This window comes from Nocardia sp. NPDC050412, from assembly GCF_044458825.1.
GTDB lineage: Bacteria > Actinomycetota > Actinomycetes > Mycobacteriales > Mycobacteriaceae > Nocardia.
This window is the reverse complement of record NZ_JBITIJ010000017.1, coordinates 1-23,712: the sequence shown is the minus strand read 5'-3', so window position 1 is coordinate 23,712 and position 23,712 is coordinate 1. Positions and strand designations below refer to the sequence as shown.

19 protein-coding genes and 5 pseudogenes are annotated in these 23,712 nt (G+C 62.9%); 20 read left to right on the top strand and 4 right to left on the bottom strand.

Features of this window, described 5'->3' with window-relative positions:
* Nucleotides 1-21: 21 nt before the first annotated feature.
* Both ACIBI6_RS34115 and ACIBI6_RS34110 read right to left on the bottom strand, forming a co-directional pair.
* Nucleotides 22-1,986: a terpene cyclase/mutase family protein gene (locus ACIBI6_RS34115; RefSeq protein ID WP_396958986.1), complete on the bottom strand. Its 1,965-nt coding sequence runs from the start codon at nucleotides 1,984-1,986 to the stop codon at nucleotides 22-24.
* Between the two features lie 764 nt (nucleotides 1,987-2,750).
* On the bottom strand, nucleotides 2,751-3,173 hold the full coding sequence (locus ACIBI6_RS34110; protein WP_364358965.1) for a VOC family protein: 423 nt from the start codon (nucleotides 3,171-3,173) through the stop codon (nucleotides 2,751-2,753).
* Nucleotides 3,174-3,276: 103 nt separating this feature from the next.
* Between ACIBI6_RS34110 and ACIBI6_RS34105 the strand changes: the two genes are divergently transcribed.
* The 3 genes and pseudogenes from ACIBI6_RS34105 to ACIBI6_RS34095 form a co-directional block, all read left to right on the top strand.
* A complete protein-coding gene (locus ACIBI6_RS34105; protein WP_396958984.1) occupies nucleotides 3,277-4,272 on the top strand; it encodes a helix-turn-helix transcriptional regulator in 996 nt (331 codons plus the stop codon).
* Between the two features lie 336 nt (nucleotides 4,273-4,608).
* Complete coding sequence (locus tag ACIBI6_RS34100) at nucleotides 4,609-4,794, top strand: hypothetical protein (RefSeq protein ID WP_396958982.1); 186 nt, start codon at nucleotides 4,609-4,611, stop codon at nucleotides 4,792-4,794.
* A 261-nt stretch (nucleotides 4,795-5,055) separates the two neighbouring features.
* A pseudogene (locus ACIBI6_RS34095) lies at nucleotides 5,056-5,682 on the top strand (arylsulfatase); the annotation flags it as partial.
* 83 nt (nucleotides 5,683-5,765) lie between these two features.
* Here ACIBI6_RS34095 and ACIBI6_RS34090 read toward each other — a convergent pair.
* A complete protein-coding gene (locus ACIBI6_RS34090; protein WP_396958980.1) occupies nucleotides 5,766-6,554 on the bottom strand; it encodes a hypothetical protein in 789 nt (262 codons plus the stop codon).
* A 54-nt stretch (nucleotides 6,555-6,608) separates the two neighbouring features.
* On the opposite strand from ACIBI6_RS34090, the gene ACIBI6_RS34085 reads away from it, so the two are divergent.
* From ACIBI6_RS34085 to ACIBI6_RS34005, 17 genes and pseudogenes are all read left to right on the top strand, one after another.
* A complete protein-coding gene (locus ACIBI6_RS34085; protein ID WP_396958978.1) occupies nucleotides 6,609-7,442 on the top strand; it encodes a hypothetical protein in 834 nt (277 codons plus the stop codon).
* Nucleotides 7,443-7,582: 140 nt separating this feature from the next.
* On the top strand, nucleotides 7,583-7,876 hold the full coding sequence (locus ACIBI6_RS34080; RefSeq protein ID WP_396958976.1) for a hypothetical protein: 294 nt from the start codon (nucleotides 7,583-7,585) through the stop codon (nucleotides 7,874-7,876).
* A 400-nt stretch (nucleotides 7,877-8,276) separates the two neighbouring features.
* Nucleotides 8,277-10,196 carry a peptidase M61 gene (locus ACIBI6_RS34075; RefSeq protein ID WP_396959162.1) on the top strand — a complete coding sequence of 640 codons (1,920 nt, stop codon included), beginning with the start codon at nucleotides 8,277-8,279 and terminating at the stop codon, nucleotides 10,194-10,196.
* A gap of 219 nt (nucleotides 10,197-10,415) precedes the next feature.
* Nucleotides 10,416-10,838: pseudogene (locus ACIBI6_RS34070) on the top strand (ATP-binding protein); the annotation flags it as partial.
* Between the two features lie 211 nt (nucleotides 10,839-11,049).
* Nucleotides 11,050-11,778: pseudogene (locus ACIBI6_RS34065) on the top strand (IS30 family transposase); the annotation flags it as partial.
* Between the two features lie 608 nt (nucleotides 11,779-12,386).
* Nucleotides 12,387-13,841 carry a group II intron reverse transcriptase/maturase gene (gene ltrA, locus ACIBI6_RS34060; RefSeq protein WP_396958974.1) on the top strand — a complete coding sequence of 485 codons (1,455 nt, stop codon included), beginning with the start codon at nucleotides 12,387-12,389 and terminating at the stop codon, nucleotides 13,839-13,841.
* Nucleotides 13,726-14,397: pseudogene (locus ACIBI6_RS34055) on the top strand (IS30 family transposase); the annotation flags it as partial. The gene ltrA and the pseudogene ACIBI6_RS34055, both read left to right, overlap by 116 nt.
* Nucleotides 14,398-14,716: 319 nt before the next feature.
* Nucleotides 14,717-15,217, top strand: a complete 501-nt coding sequence (locus tag ACIBI6_RS34050) for a hypothetical protein (RefSeq protein ID WP_396958972.1) — start codon at nucleotides 14,717-14,719, stop codon at nucleotides 15,215-15,217.
* Between the two features lie 15 nt (nucleotides 15,218-15,232).
* Nucleotides 15,233-15,430 (top strand): hypothetical protein, encoded by a 198-nt coding sequence (locus tag ACIBI6_RS34045; protein WP_396958970.1) that lies wholly within the window; start codon nucleotides 15,233-15,235, stop codon nucleotides 15,428-15,430.
* 425 nt (nucleotides 15,431-15,855) lie between these two features.
* Complete coding sequence (locus tag ACIBI6_RS34040; RefSeq protein ID WP_396958968.1) at nucleotides 15,856-17,088, top strand: glycosyltransferase; 1,233 nt, start codon at nucleotides 15,856-15,858, stop codon at nucleotides 17,086-17,088.
* Nucleotides 17,085-18,428 (top strand): lipopolysaccharide biosynthesis protein RfbH, encoded by a 1,344-nt coding sequence (gene rfbH, locus ACIBI6_RS34035; RefSeq protein WP_396958966.1) that lies wholly within the window; start codon nucleotides 17,085-17,087, stop codon nucleotides 18,426-18,428. The genes ACIBI6_RS34040 and rfbH overlap by 4 nt, the downstream gene beginning before the upstream one ends.
* Nucleotides 18,425-19,294: a dTDP-4-dehydrorhamnose reductase gene (rfbD, locus tag ACIBI6_RS34030; RefSeq protein WP_396958964.1), complete on the top strand. Its 870-nt coding sequence runs from the start codon at nucleotides 18,425-18,427 to the stop codon at nucleotides 19,292-19,294. The genes rfbH and rfbD overlap by 4 nt, the downstream gene beginning before the upstream one ends.
* A gap of 426 nt (nucleotides 19,295-19,720) precedes the next feature.
* On the top strand, nucleotides 19,721-20,035 hold the full coding sequence (locus tag ACIBI6_RS34025) for a hypothetical protein (protein ID WP_364358926.1): 315 nt from the start codon (nucleotides 19,721-19,723) through the stop codon (nucleotides 20,033-20,035).
* Nucleotides 20,036-20,148: 113 nt separating this feature from the next.
* Complete coding sequence (locus ACIBI6_RS34020) at nucleotides 20,149-20,802, top strand: hypothetical protein (protein WP_364358923.1); 654 nt, start codon at nucleotides 20,149-20,151, stop codon at nucleotides 20,800-20,802.
* 3 nt (nucleotides 20,803-20,805) lie between these two features.
* Complete coding sequence (locus ACIBI6_RS34015; RefSeq protein WP_364358920.1) at nucleotides 20,806-21,213, top strand: hypothetical protein; 408 nt, start codon at nucleotides 20,806-20,808, stop codon at nucleotides 21,211-21,213.
* Nucleotides 21,214-21,244: 31 nt separating this feature from the next.
* Nucleotides 21,245-21,415, top strand: a pseudogene (locus ACIBI6_RS34010) (DinB family protein); the annotation flags it as partial.
* 356 nt (nucleotides 21,416-21,771) lie between these two features.
* Entirely contained in the window at nucleotides 21,772-22,383 is a 612-nt protein-coding gene (locus tag ACIBI6_RS34005) for a MauE/DoxX family redox-associated membrane protein (protein WP_364358917.1), read from the top strand.
* 815 nt (nucleotides 22,384-23,198) lie between these two features.
* Here the strand turns inward: ACIBI6_RS34005 and ACIBI6_RS34000 are convergent.
* Nucleotides 23,199-23,333: a hypothetical protein gene (locus ACIBI6_RS34000; protein ID WP_396958961.1), complete on the bottom strand. Its 135-nt coding sequence runs from the start codon at nucleotides 23,331-23,333 to the stop codon at nucleotides 23,199-23,201.
* Between the last annotated feature and the right edge of the window lie 379 nt (nucleotides 23,334-23,712).

Here is a 23,712-nt window from a genome sequence, read left to right as displayed (position 1 = left end):
AGAAATATCACTTCCGTTTGATCAATTATTGACGCGCAACCACTCCGCGAATGCCCACAATGGGAAATAGTGCCGAAAGTTATCGTAGTTAAGCATCGTGGTCCGACCGAAGACTCCGTTGTAGCCCTCGCGCACAAAATGACCGTCGCCGTGCTGGCGCTCGATCAGAAAGCGGATGCCATTCCTAACCCCTGGGTGGGCGGAGTAACCAGCCCGTATCAGAGCCAGCAACGCCCAGGCGGTCATCACCACCTGGCTTCCCTGCGACGGCACATACCGCCTGCTGATGCTGCTCTCCGGAGCCTCCCCCCAACCATTGTCGTCCTGCTGGATAGACAACAGAAATGCGCAAGCCCGTTCGATGCTTTGGTGTCCAACCGGCACTCCTGCCGCGAGGAGACCCCAGACGCCGAACCAGGTGCCGTAGGTGAAGCAGACCCCCCAACAACCTTCGAAGCTGCCATCGTTCCGCTGTGAGTCGAGCAGATATTGTCGACCGGCGGTGATCGGTCGTTCCAGGGACTCTGCTATATGAGGAAAGTGCGTCCCGGCGAGGGCGAAGGCTTGGAGAACCGAGCTCGTGCACTCCACGTATGTGCGTTCGATAACGACGTCATCGAAGACCTGGGTCGGATTGAACCATTCCAGCCATCTCGGCCCCCGGATAGGCTCATAGCTTGCCCAGCCACCGTTGGGGTTTTGCCAGGACAGCAACAAACGGACAGCAGCGAGCAGCCTCTCTTCGCCGATACTCGGTTCGAGACCGAGATCCTCACCAATCAGTGCGGCTTTGAAACCCTCAGCTGTGCAGTCGGCCACCGGCCAGCCTTGTCGGCCGACCGAGAACGGCCAGCTGCCTAGGGAGAGCTCTCTGTAGTACTTGCGGTGGTAGGGCGGGTCTTCAAGGATCTGATTCTCGTCGACGAACCGAAACGCCGATGCGATCATCCGGCTGTTGGAATACGAGGCATCGACGGACCTAGCAGCGTTGAGCGCCTGCAGCGAGAATGCAGTGTCCCACAGTTGCGCCGAGCTGTAGCCTTGCATGCTGGTAGTGTCTTCGGTCTCCCAGAGATATTCGTTCAGCATCACCATTCCCGTCGCAAATTCTTGGCCACCCGGATCTCGAAAGTGATGTACCAAAGTGTTCAGTATGGCGTCGACCGGGCCGAGGCCTAAGCCCGACGTCACGCGGTCCTCATACTGAATGTGCTCCACGATCACGTCCAGCGCCTTCTTTCTCAGAAAGCTCGGCACGCACTTCTCGAACAGTTGCTGGACCGCGGCGGTTGCACGGAAGATACGGGTCACCGGCCGATAGTTGTCCGTTGCTGCGATACTAGACCGATGCTTGCTCCAGTCGATCTGATCGTAGCCTTGGGGGTACAGCTCTTCCCGCAGTTCCTGAATTGTCTTGTCGAGCGGCCCATGCTTGCGCATCCCATACAGCCAGGACATGGGTAGGGCCACCTGCCGTGCTTGGCAAAACGTCCGGCGGGGGTGGAGGGGTGACGAGTACGGCAGGAGCCAGACCTCGGGTGGGAGAGGATGAATTCCCTCGTAGTCGTACAGGCCCAGCAAACACAGCGAGAATTTTCCCCAGGACGCCGAGCGTAGTGGAGTGCCGTTCTCATGGATCCACTCGCGCAGTCGCACGACTGTGGGTTCCTGCACGTCTTCACCCAGGATGCGCAGTGCAACGTACCCAAGGACAGAGGTGAAAACCGTTCCAGCTCCGCCCTCATACAATCCTATGCTGCTATCGGAGTTTACGGTGGACATTAGATGCCTGCGGATACGTGCAACTCTATCGATAGGCAGGCGGTACCCGGAAACCTGGCACAACACCACGTACATCGGCAGCAGGAATGCCGGACCACCATAGTGACCGCGCCAGCTGCCATCTGGTTCCTGACGCCTCTCCAGATTGTCGATGCCCCTTCGCAACGCTTCGGCTGCCAAATCCTCTAAGCTCGCAGGATTCATAACCGCCGACTCCTCACCGACGTCCTGAGGTCCGCCGCAAAAACACTCTCCGACGGGTACCTGACCGCCGCCCAGCATCGATCAGTGGTTGCGCGATCAATCCCTCTGCTCAATCGCTTCTGCCGATCCGTGCGCCTATACAGCTGCCGGGTTGCACGAGGTTGTGGCGTGTCCATGACACCCCTTCTCTTCAATTGATCCTTCGGAGGTATTTGGCACCTGCCTGCGGCGGGCACGTCGTCACTGTTCGAGTGCGCAGCCGATCGTGGTGATTACCGAAGGGTATTCAACACTGTTCCGATAATCGGCAAGTAAGTGCGACATCATGGAACATCATCGTTGTGTCGGAATCGGATCATGATAGGTTTCCGGTAGGGGCGGGGGTAGTTTGGTTGGGCATCTGTGCGGATAGGGGGCAATCGTGGTTTCGTATTCCTTAGTCGCGTTGTGGGAGAATTCGGCGTGTGCAACGGTCGGCTCGACATATTGCCGATCAACACCCGCAAAGCCCACACGAATGGGAACAATGGGTGCGCGTCACGCTGGTGGCGATCCGCAAACAGCACATCACCACCACGCGACCCGACGACTCGGACGATCGCCGTCTCATCCACACCTTCTGCCGCCACCGCGCACGCGCCACGGAGGCAGGAGATCCGGTGAATCAGCATGCCTCACAACGCCTCCGGGCTTGCTTGAGCCGTATGCCGGGATGACTGGCACGTACAGTTCTGAGGGGGACCGGGCGCAGCAATGCGCCCGGTCTACCCGGCCGTATCGAGCGGATGTCGAACGGCGAATTTTGCGACGGCTTGCGCGGTGGCCGGGGTGAAGAGGTTGATCAGGTTGCCGTCGGGATCGCGGAACAGCAACGACCGGTTCCCCCACGGCATCGTCGTGGGCTCGTTGACGAAATCGTCGACCGAATCCCGCAACCGCCGGTAATCGGCATCGACGTCGGGGACCAGGAATTCGATGATCGCGGTGTGGTTGTCGGCTGGGCGCGCGCTGCCTGCCGCCAACAGCGCCACGGTGCGGGTGCTTCCGATCGCGAGGGTGCCGGCCGGTGTGACGATTTCGGCGAAATCTGGTGTAGCCCAGGTTGCTTCGACACCAGTCACCTGCTGATAGAAGCTGACCAACCGCTGGATGTCATCGGTGATCAGGCGGATCGAGACCAGATTCATTGCGTGCTCCTGCTGTCGGACGAGGCGGAAGTTCCGCCGCCGCATGCCACGGTAAAGTCAATACCGGACAGTTTCCGCCCGGTATAGATGCGAGAATTTCCCGATGACGCGCCCCACCGCCCGAGTGCTGGCCCTGCTCGAGCTGTTGCAGACCGGCGGCACCCATACCGTCGGTGAACTCGCCGGACGGCTCGGCGTCGATGAACGCACCGTCAGGCGATACGTCACCCATCTCACCGACCTGGATATCCCCGTCCGATCGGTTCGGGGCCGCTACGGGGGCTACCGGCTCGCCCCCGGGTACCGAATGCCGCCGCTGATGCTGACCGACGACGAGGCGGTGGCGGTGTTACTCGGACTCCTCACCAACCGCGGCGCCGACCGATCGACAGTTTCCCCCCGCGCAGCCCACAGCGCGACGGCCAAACTCCGCCGCGTCCTGCCCGCCCACCTGACGGCCCGGCTGGACGCACTGATCAACACCGTCGAATTCACCGCGGACGCTCGCCCGGAAGTCGCTGTCGAGACCGCCGTCCTGCTCCGGCTCGCCGAGGCCACCCGCGAGCACCGACCGGTCGCGATCGACTACACCGCCCGACACGGGCGGCCCAGCGAGCGGACCGTGCACCCCTACGGGCTCGTCGACCACTCCGGCCGGTGGTACCTGACAGGGCAGGACAGCAACAGTGACGAACTACGCCAGTTCCGGGTGGACCGCATCACCGCGGTGACCACACAGCCCGGAACGTACACTCCGCCCCCCGGATTCGAGCCGGCCGCCCACCTGCTGTCTGCACTTGCCACCGCGCCCTACCGGCACGAGGTATCGATCCGAGTGCAGGGCACGCTCACACAGGTCCGCCCGCTGCTCCCCGCGACGATCGCGACCATGCACGAGATCGACTCACCGCCGGCCGACACCCGCCCGTGGGTCCGGGTCCGAATCCGGGCCGAACAACTCGACTGGATTCCCCCAGTCCTCGCCGGCCTGAACCGCCCGTTCGTCATCGAACACCCCGACACCCTCAAAGACGCCGTACGCGCCCTGGCCCGCCGACTCACCGCGGCCGCCGACGGCAGATACCAACCCCACGGGTAGCCCCCAGCAGCGCGAAGCGTCACCCAGATTGCCGTTGGCTGATCACTATGTCTCGGACCCGAGCGCCCAGGCCCTCGAACCGCCGCCGAACCACCGCCTGGTCCGCGAACGTCCGCCCATAGCCGCATACCGCGCTGATCGAACAGGTCGGAGCGGGGCAGGCGACCTGCAGGTGGCTGTATCGATTCGAGGCCGACCGAACGCACCGCGCCATGACGATGACCGTGCAGCGGCCCTTGCTCGGAGACCGACTCGGCTACTCTGCGGATTTTTCGGTGCTCGACCTGACTCAGCCGCCGAAAGCGCAGCACCGCACTGGCGTTAGCAGACGAGGCATTGAACCTACCCGAGCGAGCACACGCCAACGACGGGCTGGCTCGCGCGTACCGAGATCTCGGCGACGTCGATCGAGCGCGCGAATACGCCGGTATCGGGATGAGCCTGTATGCGAATCTCGGCGTCCCGGAAGCCGGGGATATGCGCGCTTTCCTGGGTATGCTCGCAGACTCCGATCAGCCCTAATCTCCACGGCGGTCAGAGTCGGCCGAGTGTCATATCAGCAAAATGTGACGTCACGATCCCGCTTGACAGATTTTGAGGCCGTGACGCATGGCTGCCGCCGACATAGCTGACTGCCGCGCTGCGGCGCCATTGCGATATCGCCGCGTGTCCGTCAGGCAGGCACTTCTTGTTGCCTTGCCCTCGCAAAACGCTTGCGCCGTTCCGCTTCTGGCGCAGCCATATCCGCCCCGCGCCCGATGAAGCCGACCCAGTTCCGTGATCACTGCTATCGAGACCGTCACCCGTGAGCAGTACCTGAGCGCAGTACACCGGTTGCCGGACCCACGCCCAAGATCGAGCCCTGCGGTACCGCAGGGCTGGCGCGCGGAATTCCCGGACTGGCGCCACAAGTACTGGACCTACAAGATCGTCGCCAATGTCGACCTCACCCCCGAAGCTCGAGGCGTCATCTTCGCCCACGGCTCCCGCTTCGGCGGACATACCCTGTTCGTCAAGGACCGTAGGCTGCACTACGTCTACAACTTCCTCGGCATCCAACCTGAGCAGGACTTCGTCGCCTCGGCACTGCTCCCCCCTGGGCAAACACACTCTCGGCATGGAATTCAGCCGCGAAACCTCTGGGCAACACGGCGAATCCGTAGGTACCACAACGCTGTACGTCGACGGCCAACCCGTCAGCAAGGGCCCGATGCGCGCCCAACCCGCCAGGTTCGGCCTCGCCGGCGAGGGACTCAGTATCGGCTACGACAGTGGCGACACCATCTCCCCGCAATACCAGAGCCCGCCACCTTCACCGGAGGAACCATCCAGAACGTCACCGTCGACATCGGCAAGGAATCCTTCAACGACCTCCAAAAGGAAGCCGAGGCCGTGTTGGAAGGAAACTAAGCTTCAGAACGCGATCTGCTCACACCGGGGCGGCCAATCCGGTCGCGCCCCGGCAGCTCTATCAGCGTCAAGGAAGTTGCAGGTCAGCGACATACACCAGGTTGGGGATATGGGTCAGTTCCCCCTCCGGACACAGACAGTACGCCAACACCTGGCCGTGGGTTCGTCTCGGCCGTAACTGTGTGGTCGCCGTGGTTGTAGGTTGGTTTCAGCCCTAATTCGCGGTATACCTCCAGCTTGTCGCCGGGGTCGGCAGCCCGCAGGATCGCCAGGATTCCACCGAGTGCCTCCACCAGTTGACGGATTTCGTCGCGGCTCATTCGTTGAGCATGGACGGCGTGATTCGTCGCGGCTGTAAGTTGAGCAGCCAGGACCACCCGTTCGCGGTGTATGTCGCTGCTCCACGCGGCGACCATCGCGGGGTCTGCACCGGCCTCTAGAGCGGAGCGATGTCTGGCGAGTTTGCGGTCGCATTCGGCGATCGATCGGCGTAGTGGGTCCGATGTCGCCGTCGCATCGGGTTGAGCAGCCTCCAACCGAGTCAGTGTGTATTCGACCCTTTCGGGTTCGAAAACCTCTGCGAGCCAGTTGTCGATGGGGTCGATGAGCATGTCTTCTTTCAAGAAGACGTTGGTGGGGTGTTCGAGACTGTTGGCGATGGCGTATTCCTGTGGATAGCGGCACCGGTAGAAGGCCGCGCCGTGGAACCAGTTGCCCTGCATCTTTCGTCCGCAGGCGTCGTGTGTCACGAGGCCCTTGAACGCATACGGGTGGGTGCGACGGACTACCGCACGGGGTGATCGTGGGCTTCGCGACGCGAATCGAGCCTGCACCTGCTCGAAGGTGTCTTTCGTGATGATCACGTCGTGCACGGGCTGATCGGAATAGACCTAGTCAGTTTTCGCGTTCCATGCCAGCCGGGTGTCGTGGCCGAGGGCGACGTCGTCCACGTCGATGAGCGACTCCTGCTTGCGCTGCTTGTTCACCTCGTGACCGGGACCACCACGACGGCCACCTCCGCCCCGGTCCCAGGCTCGACGTGGGCGGCGGTGCCCAGCACGGGCACGGGCGGTACAGCACCGGCCACGACCGCAGGACTGGACCCCTCCCAGGTGCTCGCGCAGGTGGTCACCGTGCTGGGTGGGCTGTCCGGGTTCGCCGCGAAGTGCCCGCCATCGTCAATGACCCTCGCCCAGCTGCCCGCGCTCGTCGCCACCGGCGACATCCCCGGCTTGCACCGGGTCGCCGGGGACCTGAACAACCAGTTCGACCCCCTCGTTCGCATGGTCGCCGGAATCGACCTGCATCTCGTGGCCCGCGCACTGACGTTGGCCGCGCCGCTGGACACCTCGGGCTGGGTCGGGGTGGCCGCTCAGAGCGTCGGGCTCCTGGCGGGTCTCGACATTCCACGGATCGCCACCGACATCGGCCGAGCCCAGGAAGTCGCCTGGACCGCCGTCGAAATACTCGCCGCCGGTGACCCCCTCGCCGCCCTGCTCACGCTGTCAGGAGTCGTCCCCGTCGCCACCGACCTCCTCGCGACCACCGCCTCCGCGTTCACCGGCACCCAGTTCGGCTCGCTCGCCCAGACCTGCACCGCCACCACCAGCACCGCTACCAACACCGCGCTGGGCGACCTGGCCCGCCAGGGCAGCGACACCGCCCGCTTCACCGCCACCGGGGTCCACGCCAACGGCTACACCACCGCCACCACCGCGCTGCTGGACTGGCTCGAACAGGCCATCGACCATACGAAGTAGGCTCGTTTGCTTGCTGTAACCAACATTGCGGCAGTGGCAGATCATCCGCGATAATTCCCGCTCGCCCTCGTCGCGCTGGTATCGCGCGGTGCCGTGGCCTCCGGGCGAAAACCGGTTGCGCTTGCTGACAAACTCATAGGGTGCAGGAAGCAGAGATCGCCGATGAGGTACTCGCCCATTCGGCGGCACTCGTGTTGGAGGTCAAGACGTTCTCGAAATGCTTCGATGAAAACAAATTCTTCGGGGATAGCAACAACTTCCGCCACACGCATATCGGCTACCTCATGACATGCATGGCACAGATAGTTGGATTTTCGACGAGTCCGGAACCCCAAGAGCGGACCGGCGGCCCAGACCACAGGCGGACTGGCATTCTCCGCACCAACGAAGCCGAGGGCTCTGTCCTCAGCGCGTTGCGCAACCTGCCGTCGTGACGAGCACTGCCTTCGAGCACCAAAACCAGTTGACACAGCAGGCTACGCCATATCCGCCCGAAATTCGGTCAGTCGGCGACCACACCGCGCGACAGGGTATGACGCAGCCCACACTCGCTCCTCGCACACTGCGATACCAACCCTCGTAGTATCGGCAATTAGTTCAGCAACTAAGGGACGCTCGCCGACCCGAACAAACTATTTGAAGCGTTGACGCCGGAGGAGGGGATAGGGCAGGCGGTCGCGGCGACCGCACCGTACGCGAACGTTGCCGCGATATAAGCTGCATTGTTTATAACGGCAATCGGTAGGCCCTATCCTTGGTCGATGAGCACCAGCCGCCGGGGGCGGGCATTGCGTCTACTTCGTGGTGTCGACAAAATCGTCTGTGACTCGGGGAGTGCCGTTGTCTAAGATTCGTATTATTGGCGCTGTTGGCGTCGTCGTTCTCATTCTCCTGGCGGGCTCGCTTTACTTCGGCTTGCGCAACCAGCCTGATGAAGCCCCGGCGAATCAGAAAGCGATCTCGGTGGCGGTCGACGTGACCAATCTGCCGCAACGCGTGATTCAGGTGAAACAGACGATCCCCGTTCAGCCGGGCGAGGTAGATTTAATTTTTCCGCAGTGGCTGCCCGGCAACCACTCTCCGTCCGGTCCGATTGACGAGATCGCGGGCATCACCTTCACCAGCGCCTGGAACAAGCTGGAGTGGAAGCGTGATCCGCTGAACGTGTATGCGTTCAAGGTTACTGTGCCCGACGGCATGGAATCAATTGACGCGAGCTTCCAGTACCTCACCCCCACCGATTCCACTCAAGGGCGCGTGGTGATGACGCCGAATATGTTGAATTTGCAGTGGAATGCCGTGGTCCTCTATCCAGTTGGTGCTCCCGTCAGTGAGATTCCCTTCATCGCGAGCGTTACCTACCCGCCAGGATTCGAGGCCGGAACGGCGCTGGAGGTGGCCGGCAAGGACGGCGACACCGTGAATTACAAGCCTGTTCCGTTGGACATCCTCGTCGACTCGCCCGTGTATGCGGGGCGCTATCACAGGGAGTTCGACTTGGCTCCTGGCGCGAAAACCCCTGTGCAGCTGCAAGCATTCGCAGACGCACCGGAGCAGCTTGAAGCTAAGCCCGAGCACATTGAGCTGCACAAGGCTCTGGTGCAACAGGCTGTGGAACTGTACGGCTCACAACACTATGACCACTACGACTTCCTGCTGTCGTTGTCGGATCAGCTCAGCTCCAACGGATTGGAACACCAACGATCCAGCGAGAACGGCCAACCCACGGACTATTTCACCGGGTGGAACCCCGCGGTTGGCAGCGACGATCTGCTCGGGCACGAGTACACCCATTCCTGGAACGGCAAGTTTCGACGCCCGGCAGACCTGTGGACACCCAACTACAACGTCCCGATGCAAGACAGCTTGTTGTGGGTCTACGAGGGACAGACGCAGTATTGGGGCAAGGTGCTCACCGGCCGGTCCGGCTTGCGACCTGCGGAAGTCTCTCGTGATGCGTTGGCTTCGGTAGTCGCCGCATACACCGAAAACCGGCCCGGCCTCACCTGGCGCAGTCTGCAGGACACCACCAACGATCCCATCATCGCTCAGCGGCGTACGAAGCCGTATCGGTCGTGGCAGCTCAGCGAGGATTACTACCAGGGCGGGCAACTGGTGTGGCTGGGGGTGGACGCGCGTATCCGCGAACTGTCGGGAAACACAAAGTCACTCGATGATTTCGCTCGCGCATTCTTCGGTGTCGACGATAGTAAGTGGGTGTCACAGAACACCTACGACTTCGACGACGTCGTCTCGACGCTAAATGGCGTGGTCTCCGACGATTGGGCGAAGTACCTGCGCGATCGCCTCGATGGAAAGGAACCGTTCGCCACAAGTGTCGAGAAGACGGGGTGGAAGTTGGTCTACGACAACAACCCGGGTGCCTTACTCACGGCTCAGAGGAAAATGAAAGAAACTGAGGGCGCCGTCGACTACACCTACTCAATCGGTCTCAACGTGTCCGGTGAAGGCAAGGTCACCGACGTGCGATGGGACGGACCCGCATTCAAGGCAAAAGTCGGCTCCGGGATGACGGTGGTTTCGGTCAACGACGCCCCCTATTCCCAAGCCACTATGGAAGCCGCAATCGAGGCGGCCAAGCCAGACCCCGCACCGATCCGATTGCAGGTGAAAGATTTCGATCAGACACGGACCGTTGAACTGAACTATCACGACGGCCTCCGTTACCCGCATCTGCGACGCATCGACGGCACCCCGGACTACCTCACCCAGATCCTGGCCGCGCGGAACTAGCGCCGCATGGTCCAGCATCGGGACGTCGCGGGCGCGCAGTTGGTCCAGCAAGGTGCCTGGTCCTCGAACTGATCGACCAGCGCACGAACATGCGCGCCGCGACGAACCGGAACTCCGCTGGCTGTTTCCCGGCCGCCACGCCGGTCCAGGCAGCGATGGATGGCATGACGCGGTCGCCGAGACCGACGCCCATATCGCGTTCCTGTGCAAGTACCCGACCTCTCGATCGGGATCGGGATCCGCGCCTGCCAGGCCGGGCATCGGGTCGCGTTCGCCACTGCCGCGCAATGGGTTTCCCGCCGCGCCGAGGCCCACCACACAGGCAAACTCCAAGACGAGCTGATCAAACTCGGCCGGATCCCGCTGATCATTATCGATGAGGTCGGCTACATCCCCTTCGAAGCCGAAGCCGCCAACCTGTTCTTCCAGTTGGTGTCCTCGCGCTACGAACGCGCCAGCCTGATCGTGACCAGCAACAAACCCTTCGGTCGCTGGGGCGAGGTCTTCGGCGACGACGTCGTTGCCGCCGCGATGATCGACCGCCTGGTCCACCACGCCGAAGTCATCTCGATGAAGGGAGACAGTTACCGACTCAAGGACCGAGACCTCGGCCGCGTCCCCGCGGCCAAAACCAACGACTGACCAACAACCGGGTGGGTCAAAATTCACCCGGAACAACCAAGGGGCGGGTCAGATTTCACCCGGACCGATCAAGTGGGTCCGTTTTCGGCCGGGCGGTTTCTATCGGTTGTCGCAACACTTCCCCTAGGTTCTGGAGGTTGTGTTGTCGTCGTCGCGTCGTGTGAAGAAGGGGCCGGGTCGTCGTCCGCAGTCGGCCAAACGCCAACGGTTCATGGAGCTTCGGGCTCGCGGCTGGAGCATCCTGCGCGCGGCTCGAGAGGTCGGAGCGTCGCGAACCGCGGGTAACAACTGGTCGCGCGGCTACAAGACCTACCGCAACGGCGCGGTCGTCGGGTTCGTGCCTGCACTGGACCGGCTGGCGGTGCGTCAGATCGACAGCCGGTTCCTGTCTCAGGACGAGCGGATCGAGATCGCTGATCTACGTCAGGCAGGGTGGAGTATCCGTGCGATCGCGACCCAGTTGGGGCGGGCGCCGTCCACGATCTCGCGCGAGTTGCGCCGGAACGCGTCCGGGGGCAAGGGATATCGGCCGTTCGAGGCGCATCGGCGCGCCACGACTCGGCGGGCTCGACGACACCGGCGGCGCCTGGAGACCGACCCCGAGCTGCAGCGCTTGGTCGCTGACTTGTTGACGCAGCGGTGGAGTCCGCAGCAGATCAGCCGGCATCTGCGGAGCCGGTTTCCAGGGGATCCGCGGAGGTGGCTGTGTCACGAGACCATCTATCAGGCCGTCTACCAGCCCGGATCTCCCCTGTTTCGGCCTTCGCGGCTGGCGCCGCACCGTCGATCTCCGCTGCGCACCGGACGTGATCATCGACGCGCTCATCAGCGGACCGAGCGTCGACGCCCGCGATTCGAACAACCCATGCTCACCCTCCGCGACCGTCCCTTCCCACCCGAAGACCGCTCGCAAGCGGGGCATTGGGAGGGAGATCTCGTGCGCCACGAGGCGCTGCATTACCGAGCGGAGGTGAGAGACCTGCGCCGTTGTGCTGTCGCAGCAGCATAGCGAAGCTGGGGGCAGCCCGAGTCGGGAGACGCCGGTGAGGGTGGCAAGCAGCCCCGACAACGACGGGACGGGCCAGTACTACCGGATGGTCCGGGCCCGGCAAGCAAGAGGAGAAGGTGTACGCGAGGAACCAGTGTTCTAACGCCTCTCAAGTCTCCCGCCAGCTCCAAACCCGGTGGATTCGGGCTGGCCTGCGATGCGCACCAACACCTTTCGCGGGTGTTGGGAACTCCGGGATCGGTTTAGGTCGCCGGTTCCGGAGGCCACGGTGAATGCCTGCGGCGTAGCCGTGGCGATATCGCAGGGGCATAGCTGGGCACCTCACTCCTCGATCGGTTTGCAGTGAACGTGGGAACCGCCGTGCGGCTCCCGGGCCGGCGATCTCCAACCAGGAGCACCGGTTCGGGTTGATGCGTCGTCAGTCGAAGGCTGCACGGCGGGGCGGAGGGGCCGTAGTAGTCCGAGCGAGGGAAAGCCTCGTACATGGCGAAGGGCCCCAGCGGATTTGACGCAGTGAGCGAGCAGAGAAGGAGGCGCTGGTGAATACCGGCGAGCTGTCATGGCCCGATCCCGATCGGGCGGCATGGCGGGTACGACAGATGCAACGCAAGCTGCACCACTGGGCGGTCGCCGATTCCGGCCGCCTCTTCGATGACGTATTCAACCTCGTCCATCACCCGGATTTCCTCACCGTCGCGTGGGAACGGGTGCAGGGAAACAAGGGTGCTCGCACGGCCGGTGTCGACCGGCTGGCACCGGCGTCGATCGTCGGGGATCAGGAGATCGTGGCGTTTCTGGGCCAGGTCCGAGAGCAGGTGAAGGCTCGGACTTTCACACCACTGCCGGTGCGGGAGAGACTCATTCCCAAACCGGGAAGCGGCAAGCTCAGGCGACTCGGTATCCCCACCGCGATGGACCGCACGGTGCAGGCATCGTTGTTGCTGGTGTTGGAGCCGATCTTCGAGGCGGATTTCGAACCGGTTTCCTACGGTTTCCGCCCGAGGCGTCGTGCTCAGGACGCGATCGCCGAGATCCACGCTCTCGGGACCCGGAATTATCACTGGGTGTTCGAGGCCGATATCGCGGCGTGTTTCGACGAGCTGGCCCACTCCGCGATCATGGAGCGGGTCCGCACACGCATCGTCGATAAACGTGTCCTTGACCTGATCAAGGCGTTCCTGAAGGCGGGCATCATGTCCGGCGCCGGGACGGTCAGCAACTCCGACACAGGCACACCCCAAGGCGGCATACTCTCACCGCTGCTGGCCAATATCGCTCTGACGGTGTTGGACGCGCATTTCGTCGCGAAATGGGAGGCACACACGACTCCCTATCAGCGCGAGGCGCACCGCAAACGCGGCGGTGCCACCTATCGAATCGTCCGCTACGCAGACGATTTCGTGATCATGGTGGCAGGAAGCCAAGCACACACGGAAGCGCTATGGGACGAAGTCGCGCAGGTGATCGCCCCGTTGGGGCTACGCCTGTCGGTCGAGAAGTCCCGGGTCTGCCACCTGGACGAGGGGTTCGACTTCCTCGGGTTCCGCATCCAGCGGCGCCGGAAGAAGGGAACCGCCAAGACGAGTGTCTACACCTATCCGTCGAAGAAGGCTCTGGCCTCGATCATGGCGAAGGTGCGGGCGCTGACGAAGAAGGCACGTCATCACGGCCTCGCTGACCTCCTCGGACGCCTTAATCCGGTGCTTCGAGGATGGTGTGCGTATTTCCGCCACGGAGTGTCGAAAGCGACGTTCGGGTATCTCGATGCCTTCGCCTGGCATCGGGTCACTCAATGGTTGCTCAAGCGGCACAAGCGAATCACGTGGTCGGAGCTTTACCGGCGGTATCTGACCGGCAGGCCAGGAAACCGTCCGGCAGCAGACGGGATCGTCATGTTCGACACCACCACCGTCGCGGTCACCCGCTATCGGTGGCGGGCGAACAACATCCCCACACCGTGGTCGGGCACCGCGGGAACCACGGTTCCCGCATAGCAGTGGCAGTCCGTGGAGCGCCGGATGCGATGAGAGTCGCACGTCCGGTGCGGAGGGCGGGCCGGGGAAACGTACCAGGAGCAATCCTGGCACCGCGCCCCGGTCCGACCCCTACATCGTCGGCAAGGACCAGGGCTCGTCGATCGGCACTCTCGTCGAGCGTCAGACCCGCATGGTTCGGCTATTGCACCTTCCTTTCCGCGACAGCCGATCTCTGCATACGGCGCTGATCGCCAGGATGGGCGATCTGCCGCCGGCGTTGCTGCGATCGATCACCTGGGACCAGGGCACCGAGATGGCCCGGCACATCACCATCGCGCAATCGTTGGGCGCACCGGTCTACTTCTGTGACTCCCACTCCCCGTGGCAGCGGGGTTCGAACGAGAACGCCAATGGTCTGCTGCGCGACTACTTCCCGAAGGGGACCAACCTCAGTATCCACTCGCCGGAGCACCTACGGGCCGTCGAGGACGAGCTCAATCGCCGACCTCGACGAGTCCTCCAAGACCGTTGCCCGGCAGAGCTTTTCACCGTGCTGCTAACCTCTCAGAATTAGCGTGTGTTGCGACGTTGACTAGAACCTGCCCCGATCGGAGTGGGTCAGCATTGGGGATCTGGCCGATATTTCGTGAATCCGGTGCTGTGTTGCTCCCCGCAGTCGCCGATGTCCTCGACTACGCCGAGGCCCATTTTCGCGATCTCAACCATAAGTCCTTGCCGTATTGGCCGGCGGTCGCAGCAGCCGGTTGGTCCGGGCCTCGCGTACGTGCGTTTCTCAGCCGATGCTCGCAAGACAGCCGCCAGATCGTCGCCGACGCCGCAAAGGACGCCCTGAACGGTCGTTACGGAAACTACGTGATCGTCCTGTAACAGACGTGGAGCACAGCGCACGGCAACATCCGGCCGCGTCCGTGAGTGGGCAGGCGCTGATCCAGCGTGGTCTGCGACTTGTGGAGGGCGCGGGCCGGCCGGGCGGCGATGTGCGGTATTCGGCATTTCCGGACGTTCGGTTGCCGTCGCCTTGGTCGGTCGGCATATCGAATCTGGAACATGTTCTCCCAGTGGATCACCTGCTGTCGGTGGTCCCACGACTGCCAGTGGAACCTGCGTTCGCCTATCTGCTCGCCGAACTCGTCACCGTCACCGCGACCGTATGGAAGACGGCCTACAGTTTCCGCCACGACACGATCAGCGATCTCGGCATCACCACCTGCACACCGAACATGTGCTCACCAATGCATCTGGTCATAAACGCGACGTTCGTCGCGCTCGGTTCACTGACCATCGTGGGAGCCATCGGATTTCGCGACTACATCCCCCACGGGCCGCGCCAGTACGCCGACCCGATGTTGTTCTGCCCCAAACTTATTCACTGAAACCAGGTAGCTGACATGACCGTGTTGATCCTCGGAGCCGCCCTGCTCGTCACCGGGTTCCTACTCGGCATTTCCCTTCTCGTCACCGCAGGGATCGTGATCCTCCTCATCGGAGCAGTAATGATGTTCATGGGAATCGGGGGCGGTTCCGGACGCGGCTGGCGCCACTACACCAGCCGACCCCGCCGCCGTCGGACGCGGCATAGCTGGTAGACCAAAAGCCCTCCTCGTCGTGGTCGCCGAGTTCGAAGCCGATCTCGGTGATATGCGCACCCACGACGGCATGGCAGAGGCCCGCCTCGAGAGCAAACAGCCGAAACTGGCTCTCGCCACCTGTGTTTGCGGATCGCCGCATGTGACGAACGCGGTCAGCAGCGCCTCGCGAAACGCGCCCTCGAGATCAGCCAGTGCGTCCCCGGGCCGCGACGCTCTCGACTGTCGGGTTCCACCTCGACCCGTATCGCAAGGGGAGGGCGGGCGAAATCCAGCCGAGCGGCGGATCGCGGGAGTACCGACATGCACTGCCTCAGCCTGGCTTTCACCGGGCAAATTACTCGACACCTCCCGAGCTGAAACAGTCGCTGGCCTGTTCCGCGGAAACCGTACGGCCTTGTGCCCCAATGTGTCACGCTGCCGACATGGCTTTCTTACGGGCAGATCGCATGCGCGTGCTGGTGACCCTCAACCAGTTCGAATCCCACTTCCGTGGACTGGTCACACTGGCCGACGCGATAAGCAGGCATGGCCACGATGTCCGCGTTGCGGCACCCCAGAAGTGGGGCGCCTGGCTGCACAGCAACTACGGAGTCGAGACCGTGGACGTGAACATACGGCGGGCCAACCGCGAGTTCGATGCAGCCATCTTCGGACTTCTGCTCGACCGGGACATAGACGCGTTCGACCGGATGTACATGACGGAGTTCCTCGGCGACCGGATCGCCCTGCGTATCGCGGAAGACGTACTGAACCTCTCCGAACGGTGGCGGCCCGATGTCGTCCTGCACGAGTGCTCGGAATTCGGCGGTTACCTGGCCGCGGAGGTGCTCGGAATACCACACGTCACGGTGGACATCGGCCCGCTGCAGCTTGTGCGAAACCTCCACGAAGACCTGATCCGACCCGCTCTGACCATTCAGCGGGCCAAACTCGGGCTTCCGGAAGAACCGTCGACACCGGGAATCCTGCGGCATCTCACGGTCTCCTTGACGCCGAAAGAATTCAATAACGCCGATCTCGACACCCCACTGGTCCGATACCGGCACGAACCACCGGTACGTCACAATGATCAACTGCTCCCGGACGTGTTCACGTCGATGCCTGGCGATAGGCCGATCGTTTACCTCTCACTGGGCTCGATCGGACCCTTCTCACCGCGGTTCAGGGATCGAATGGCCGAAATCTACGGAGAGGTCTTCGCGGCCTTGGCCGAACTCCGGTGTACCGCGGTCGTCTCGCTGCCGTCGCTGTACCAGGACATATTCCGGTTGCTACCGCCACACATCCATGTCCTGCCGTACGTCCCCCAGTCCCTCGTATTGGCGAACGTGGACCTGTTCATCACGCACGGTGGATTGAATTCGATGCGCGACACGATAACCTACGGAGTCCCGCATGTCGTACTCCCCTTCTTCGCCGATCATCCCGGAAATGCACGACGCTGCGAAACCCTCGGCACCGGCATCCACATCGATCCCATGACCGTCACCGCCTCGGATGTTTTCACCGCCTGCCAGCGGACCCTCGACGACCCTGCCTACCTGCAGGCCGCGCGAGCGCTCAAACGACATATGTGGGCACTGCCGCCACAATCTGCATTCGCCGATGACCTCGGAGATCTCGTTCTAGGCTCGCACCGGGAGAAAATAGAATGAATGATAGAGACAATCTGCTCACGATAGTCCGACGGTTCCACAATTCGCAAACCGAGCATCCCTTCGTCGCAGGCGTCACTGAGATCCAATCATCCGGCGCCTGCCTCAATGACGACGACCGCGTCGCCGTCGTCGAGGCCGCACTGGATATGCGTATCGCGGCGGGAATCCTGGCACATCGATTCGAGAACGAATTCGCCAGAAAAATCGGACTCCGCAAGGCTCGACTCACCAACTCCGGATCATCGGCGAACCTGCTCGCGGTAACCGCATTAACCGCCCCGGAGTTCGAGGATGCCCGGCTGCGCCCCGGGGATGAGGTCATCACGGCTGCGGCCGGATTCCCGACGACAGTGAATCCGATACTGCAAAACGGATTGAAACCGGTGTTCGTAGATATCGATTCCGCCACATACAACACCACACCGGAAGCCGTGGCGGCGGCAATCGGCCCGAGAACCCGTGCCGTCGTACTGGCACATACGCTCGGTAACCCGTTTCCGGTGGCAGAGATCTCCGCGTTGTGCGCGGAGCACGGCATGTTCCTGATCGAAGACAATTGCGATGCAGTCGGATCAACATACCAATTACGCGCTACCGGCACATTCGGTGACCTGGCCACCGTCAGCTTCTACCCGGCACACCATTTGACCACAGGTGAGGGCGGATGCGTCCTGACCAACAACCTGACAACAGCTCGCGTCGTGAAGTCTCTGCGCGATTGGGGACGCGACTGCTGGTGCGAGCCGGGCGAAAGCAATAAATGCGGAAAGAGATTCAATCAACAGCTTGGCGGGCTTCCCTACGGATACGACCACAAGTACATATATTCGCATATCGGCTACAACCTGAAAACAACAGATATCCAGGCTGCGCTCGGGCTCTCCCAGCTGGCCAGACTAGACGATTTCTGCGCCCGTCGGCGTCATAACTGGCGTCGGCTTCGCGAAGGCCTGGACGGGATCGACCATCTCCGCCTGCCGGAACCAACATCCCAGAGCGATCCGAGCTGGTTCGGATTTGCCCTGACGGTGCTGCCGGACGCGCCTTTCGGCCGTATCGACATCGTCAATTTCCTCGAAGGCCGCAAAATAGCGACCCGTGGCCTCTTCGCCGGAAATCTCCTGCGCCATCCGGCGTACTCGAATATCGAGTGCCGGATTTCCGGAAGCTTGGCGGCCAGCGACTACGTCGCCGACAACACCTTCTGGGTCGGCGTATACCCGGGCATAACCGACGAGATGACCGACTACATGATCGCCTCGGTCCGAGAGTACGTTTCCGGCTACCAACGCTCCCGGGTCCGGCTCGTGGCGACCTCGCCCGAGGACAAGCGGTGAACAGGCTGGTGGTCACCGGTGCGGACGGACTGCTCGGCAGCGGGATAACGAGGGCGACGAGCCCGTTTCATCGTGCCGATCGACAGGTGCTCGGGTTCGGATCGAAAGAACTCGACATCACCGATGCAACGGCGCTGCACGACACCGTCGGCCCCGGCGATGTGGTCATCAACTGCGCGGCATACACCGGCGTAGACGCCGCCGAGACCGAAGCTGATAAGGCGTTCGCGGTCAACGGGGTCGGCCCGGGACTACTGGCCCGAGCCTGCGCGAACAAGGGAGCGCGACTGCTGCACATCTCGACCGCGTACGTCTTCGACGGGTCGGCGTCGAGTCCATGGGAGACCTGGTCACCGACCGCCCCGTTGAGCGTGTACGGAAGATCCAAGTTGGCAGGTGAGGAGGCCGCCCGAGCAGCATTGCCCGATGTGCGGATCGTCCGCACCATGTGGCTGTACTCGGGGACCGACAGGGATTTCCCGGCCGCACTCGTGCGGAGATGCTCCCGGGGCGAGCACGTCGCGGTCGTCACCGACCAGATCGCGTCCCCAACCTACGTCGACGATCTCGTATCCGCTCTGTTCGACCTCGTCGCCCACCCGAATCCACCGCGACTGCTCCACGCGACCGGAGGCGGCGCCGCATCCAAATACCGATTCGCTCATGCGATTATCGAAGCGGCGGGACTCGATGCGGACCTGTTACGGCCCTGCCGGACATCGGATTTCCGAGATGCCGCAACCCGACCCCGGAATGCCGTTCTGTCGAATTCATCGTGGATCGACTGCAGCCTTACACCACTACCACACTGGCGTGACGGACTGCGTCGCGCTGTCAGGGCTGCAGTTCGGGACATCCGGCCGTGAACGGAGCGAACCGATGACACAGCGCTCGATGTCCGCGTACCTACGGCTGCGGCTGACTTCGGCCTACGCCGGTATCCGGCGCAGGCCTCGACCAACGATTCAACCCCGGCCACAAAACATTTGAACCAGACAACAACCCGAAACCGATCCAACCAACAGAACCCGACATCAACCTCTTCCGCTCAGCTACCTCCACTGGAATGCCGAAAAGTATTGCAGCTCAACAGAATGCCGGCGTCTCCACGTGATCACAGATTCTGTACTACGCTCTAGCGACGCACAATAGAAGTACTCGTGCACACATCTGCACCAATATTGTTGCGGCTCCATGATCGATTCCCCTCTCGCGCACAGATTCCTGACAGATCTGCCAAATTGCGTCACATCTGCCCCCTCGCGGAAGTTTGCGGGCGCAGGTTATCGCCGATGATCGCGGCCGTCATCCCGCCCCATTCCCCGCTGCAAGAACTCATCCACGGCCACCTCCCGACATCCCGGACGGTGCGCCCTGCCGACGGTGATGTCGTCTACGGGATCTGCACCCTCGGCGACGGGGGCCGCGTCCTCGACAAGCTCGGCTTCGCCGCCCTCGACTGGCGACCGGGCACCCGCCTGGAGCTCACCTGTCTCGACGCTGGAGTGCTGCTGGCTCGACCGGCCATCGACGGACATACCGTCATCGCCGCGGGTGGGTACTTCCGTATTCCAGCCCTTCACCCGGATGCTCCGCGCTACCGGTAACCAGAAACTGCTCCATAGGCCGTTGATGTATCAGCAGGACAGCACACCGACGAGCAAATTCGTTCGAGGAGCGACCCCTGCGCAATCGGTTTGCAACGCATAGCATTCGGGACATGCACCGTGGCAACTGGTTCCGTGTCCTGCTGTGCCTGGCAGTGCTCGGCAGTACCAGCGGATGTATCGGGGCGGTGGACCGCGCGGATTTCGAGGACCAGATTCGAACGCGCGGCGGCGGTCTGGTGAGCGCCCTGCCGCAGGCCGCGATCGCCGCGCTGGCCCAGCGCATCGACGCCAGCGACCCGGATGTGAACGTTATCCTCCTCACGGCACCGAACTCCACCCAGTTTCGGCTCGTCCTGAACAACCAGCCTGCCCAGGTGACCAACTTCCTCGCCGGAAGCGATTTCACCGCCCGCGAACCCACTGTCCGCCTGCGCGTCCGGCCGCACGGTCTGTCCCGCGTGATGGACGACTACTCCTTCACCCTCGGAGACCTGAGTGCCCCACGCCCCGTGCGGGTTTCCTCCTTCGACGACCTGGACGGCGAGAACTTCACGATCAGCGAGGTGCCCGGCCTCTCGCGTATCGAAGACATAGTCGATACCGCCCGCACGCGCAGCGAAATCCCCGACGGACAGGTCACCGCCATCGTGGTGAGCCGCTTCGGCCGCGACATCCGCATCGTCGCCAACGTGGTCTCTGCCCGCTCGGAGGTGGTCGCCGAATTCGACCGCACCGGCGTCTTCCTCCGAGCCCAGCAGGTATAGCCGATGCCCCGTGTAGTGACAACCCTCTCGACCGGCCTCCTCGTCGGTGCCTTCAGCCTCGTCGTGCCCGTCGCCATCTGGCCTGGCGAAGCGAAACTCACCGCGCCCCTGTTCTGTTCATCCCCGGCCACCGAACCCATGGTCGTCTCCGACACCTTCCACGACTCCGAAGGCACCTCCACCAACTACACCCTCTACTGTGTAGGAGACCACGGCATTCTCACCAACGAGGGCTTCGCCCTCCCGATGTTGGTGATGCTTACCGCGCACACCGTGATCGTGACCACCCTGGTACTGCTCGCCACATTGTTCAAAACCAGGACAGAGCCTGTGCGCGATCGGCCTGTACAAGGTCCCCTTCAATCAGAACCGAATCCGCACATCAGTACTGAAGACTACTTCGAACACTGACCCGCCGGCCGCCGCTCGGCGGCGGGCATGCAATCCCAGACTCGGGCTGCCCTGGCGCATCCGCGGTCTGCGGTTGCAGGCCACCGAGCTGGACTGGTCGACAGGCAACGGCACCGCGGTCGCGGGCACCAGCGAAGCATTGCTCATGGCCATGGCCGGACGCCCCGCCGTGATCGGCGAACTCAACGGCCCCGGCCTACCACCCTCGCCGCACGGCTCGAGCGCTGACCGCCTGTCGTCGCACGGACGCTGGTTGCCGTGGCCGCCGGCCAGGCCGGGTGGCCCCGGTGCCCAAGGCTGGTGCCGGGCCGGTGAGTCGGACCCGAAATCCGCTGGCAGGCGGCATGGATTCCGCTAGCCTCGGGTTGTCCTTTCCGGCCCTGTGCTCAACAGCGGGCTGACCGTGGTGTTTCATCCCAGATCGTTCATAGCTGGGGGCTTTGTTCTCCAGATGTCGATGGACGTGGATTGGAGGCATGTGCGCAGCTCATCAGTGGTCCTCGCGAAGCGGCGCGCTGGACGTGAGAGTTCGTTGTCATCGAGCAGGTGGTGGCGTCGATGATCGGCCCCGTTATCGAGTTGGTAGTCCGCATAGGTGTGGGTGGCTTGCTCATCCTCGCCGGGTCCGCGAAGGCCGCTACTTCGGTGTCGTGGCGGGTGGAGTGGCTGGACTCTTATCAGTTGCTTCCTCATCAGGTGCTGCGCGCGACCGCATGGCTGCTCCCGGCGACCGAGGTGGTGGTGGGGGCCATGTTGGCGCTCGGAGCCTTCGATCGCGGCGGCGCACTCGCCGCCGCGGCAGTGCTGGCGATGATGACCCTCGCGGTGACGATCGCGCTGCTTCGTGGACAGCAGGTCTCGTGCGGGTGCCTGGGCAAGGTAGGAACGCTGATCTCGTGGCCGGTCGTGGCACGCAACCTGGTGCTCATCGCCGCGGTGGTCTGGACCGCCGCACGCGGGATGACCGGCCCGGCCATCACCGAGTTCGCCCCGGCAGTCCAGATCACCATCATCGGCGCTCTCGCCGCAGCGCTGAGCCTGCTGGCCTACCGACACCGCACGCCTGAACCGGTGCAGGACCCGTCGGCGCACCCGCACGCCCATGCCCCTACCGAACCGGCCGATCTGCCTTTCCCACAATTGAATTCGACTCGGCAGGCCTACCGGTGACCACCCGCCGAGATCTGCTCCGACGCCTCGGAGTCACCGCCGCGCTGGCCGCCACCATGTCGGCGATAACCGCGATCTTCCCCGAAATCGCCAACGCCGCCTGCGACTCGAACGGCTGCAAATGCGCGCCAGGAACGAAAGGCGGGGTGTACTGCGGCTGGTGTTCTGCGGTGACTTCCCCCGGTCAAGGCGGCAAATGGAGCGACGCCTTCCTGTGCAACGGAGAGCAATGCTGCCGCTACGGTCCTCGATCAAGCTGCGCCGACTCTTCGAATTTCTCGCCGTGCGGCTGAAAGATCTGAAGACCCCGCCCGCAGCGGACTCGCTCGTCGCCACGTGCCCCGTCTCGCCGCAGGAATCGAAAGGAGAGTGTTATGACCCACCCCCGCAGGACTGTCCTCCGCCACGCCGGATACGGCACGGTCGGGGGCGCGCTCCTGGCCGCTCTGACCTCCGTGTTTCCGGAGTTCGCCTCCGCCCGCGCACAAACTCGAGGACCAGCCCAAGGGGTCTCGGCGGTGGATGATTGCTCCGATCCCCGTCGGTGCGAAGCACGATGCAAATGCAACGGCTACCAGATCGGCAAGTGCCAAACTATCAACGGCCAGGCAAAAGCCTGCTGGTGCAGCAACGATAACCAGCGCTGGTCTACGGCTCCGTCCACCTGCCCCTGAACATCTGACACCGCCGTCACTTACCGAACAGCACAGACTGGAACGCCCATGGTTCACCCTGCTGGGTTGGTCTGAACGGCGTCGCGTGGCCGCTTGCTGAAGTTTGCCGGGTCGGCGATCTGAATCCTTTACGGGCCTACGTCAGATCGGCTCGACGGCAACGTATTCAGACCGCAGCCCTGCGCTCGGCGCGAGCGATAAAAGCCAGAAGCGGACTTTCCCGGCTACGGTCGCGGTGTATGCGGTGGTGGCTAGCTCCGCGCCGATACCGGGCATGAAACCTACCTCGGTTCCACGCCCAACCAATGGGATGCCTGGCCATTTCTGGTGGGGCGCGGCAGGCAAACAATGACACCGACACCGGGCTGTATACGAACAGTGGTTGTACTTCGCCCAGCAGGTTCCTCGGGTCTCGGCAGACGGACGAATACGCCGCGCCGTTCCCGACGTTCGTCAAGTTCGGATAGCAACCTTCCTCCAACACCGTCCGGCTGACCCTTTCGAACCGGGTCAGCCGGACGCACGCTCGTCGGCATGAACGCGCACAGCGGCATGAACATGGTGCGCCACGATGCGCATCGTCATATCCCCGGCGCAGCCGGGACAGACTGGAAGGAGGTCTGTGGGTCCACTGACTTACCCGAGGCCGAAAGGG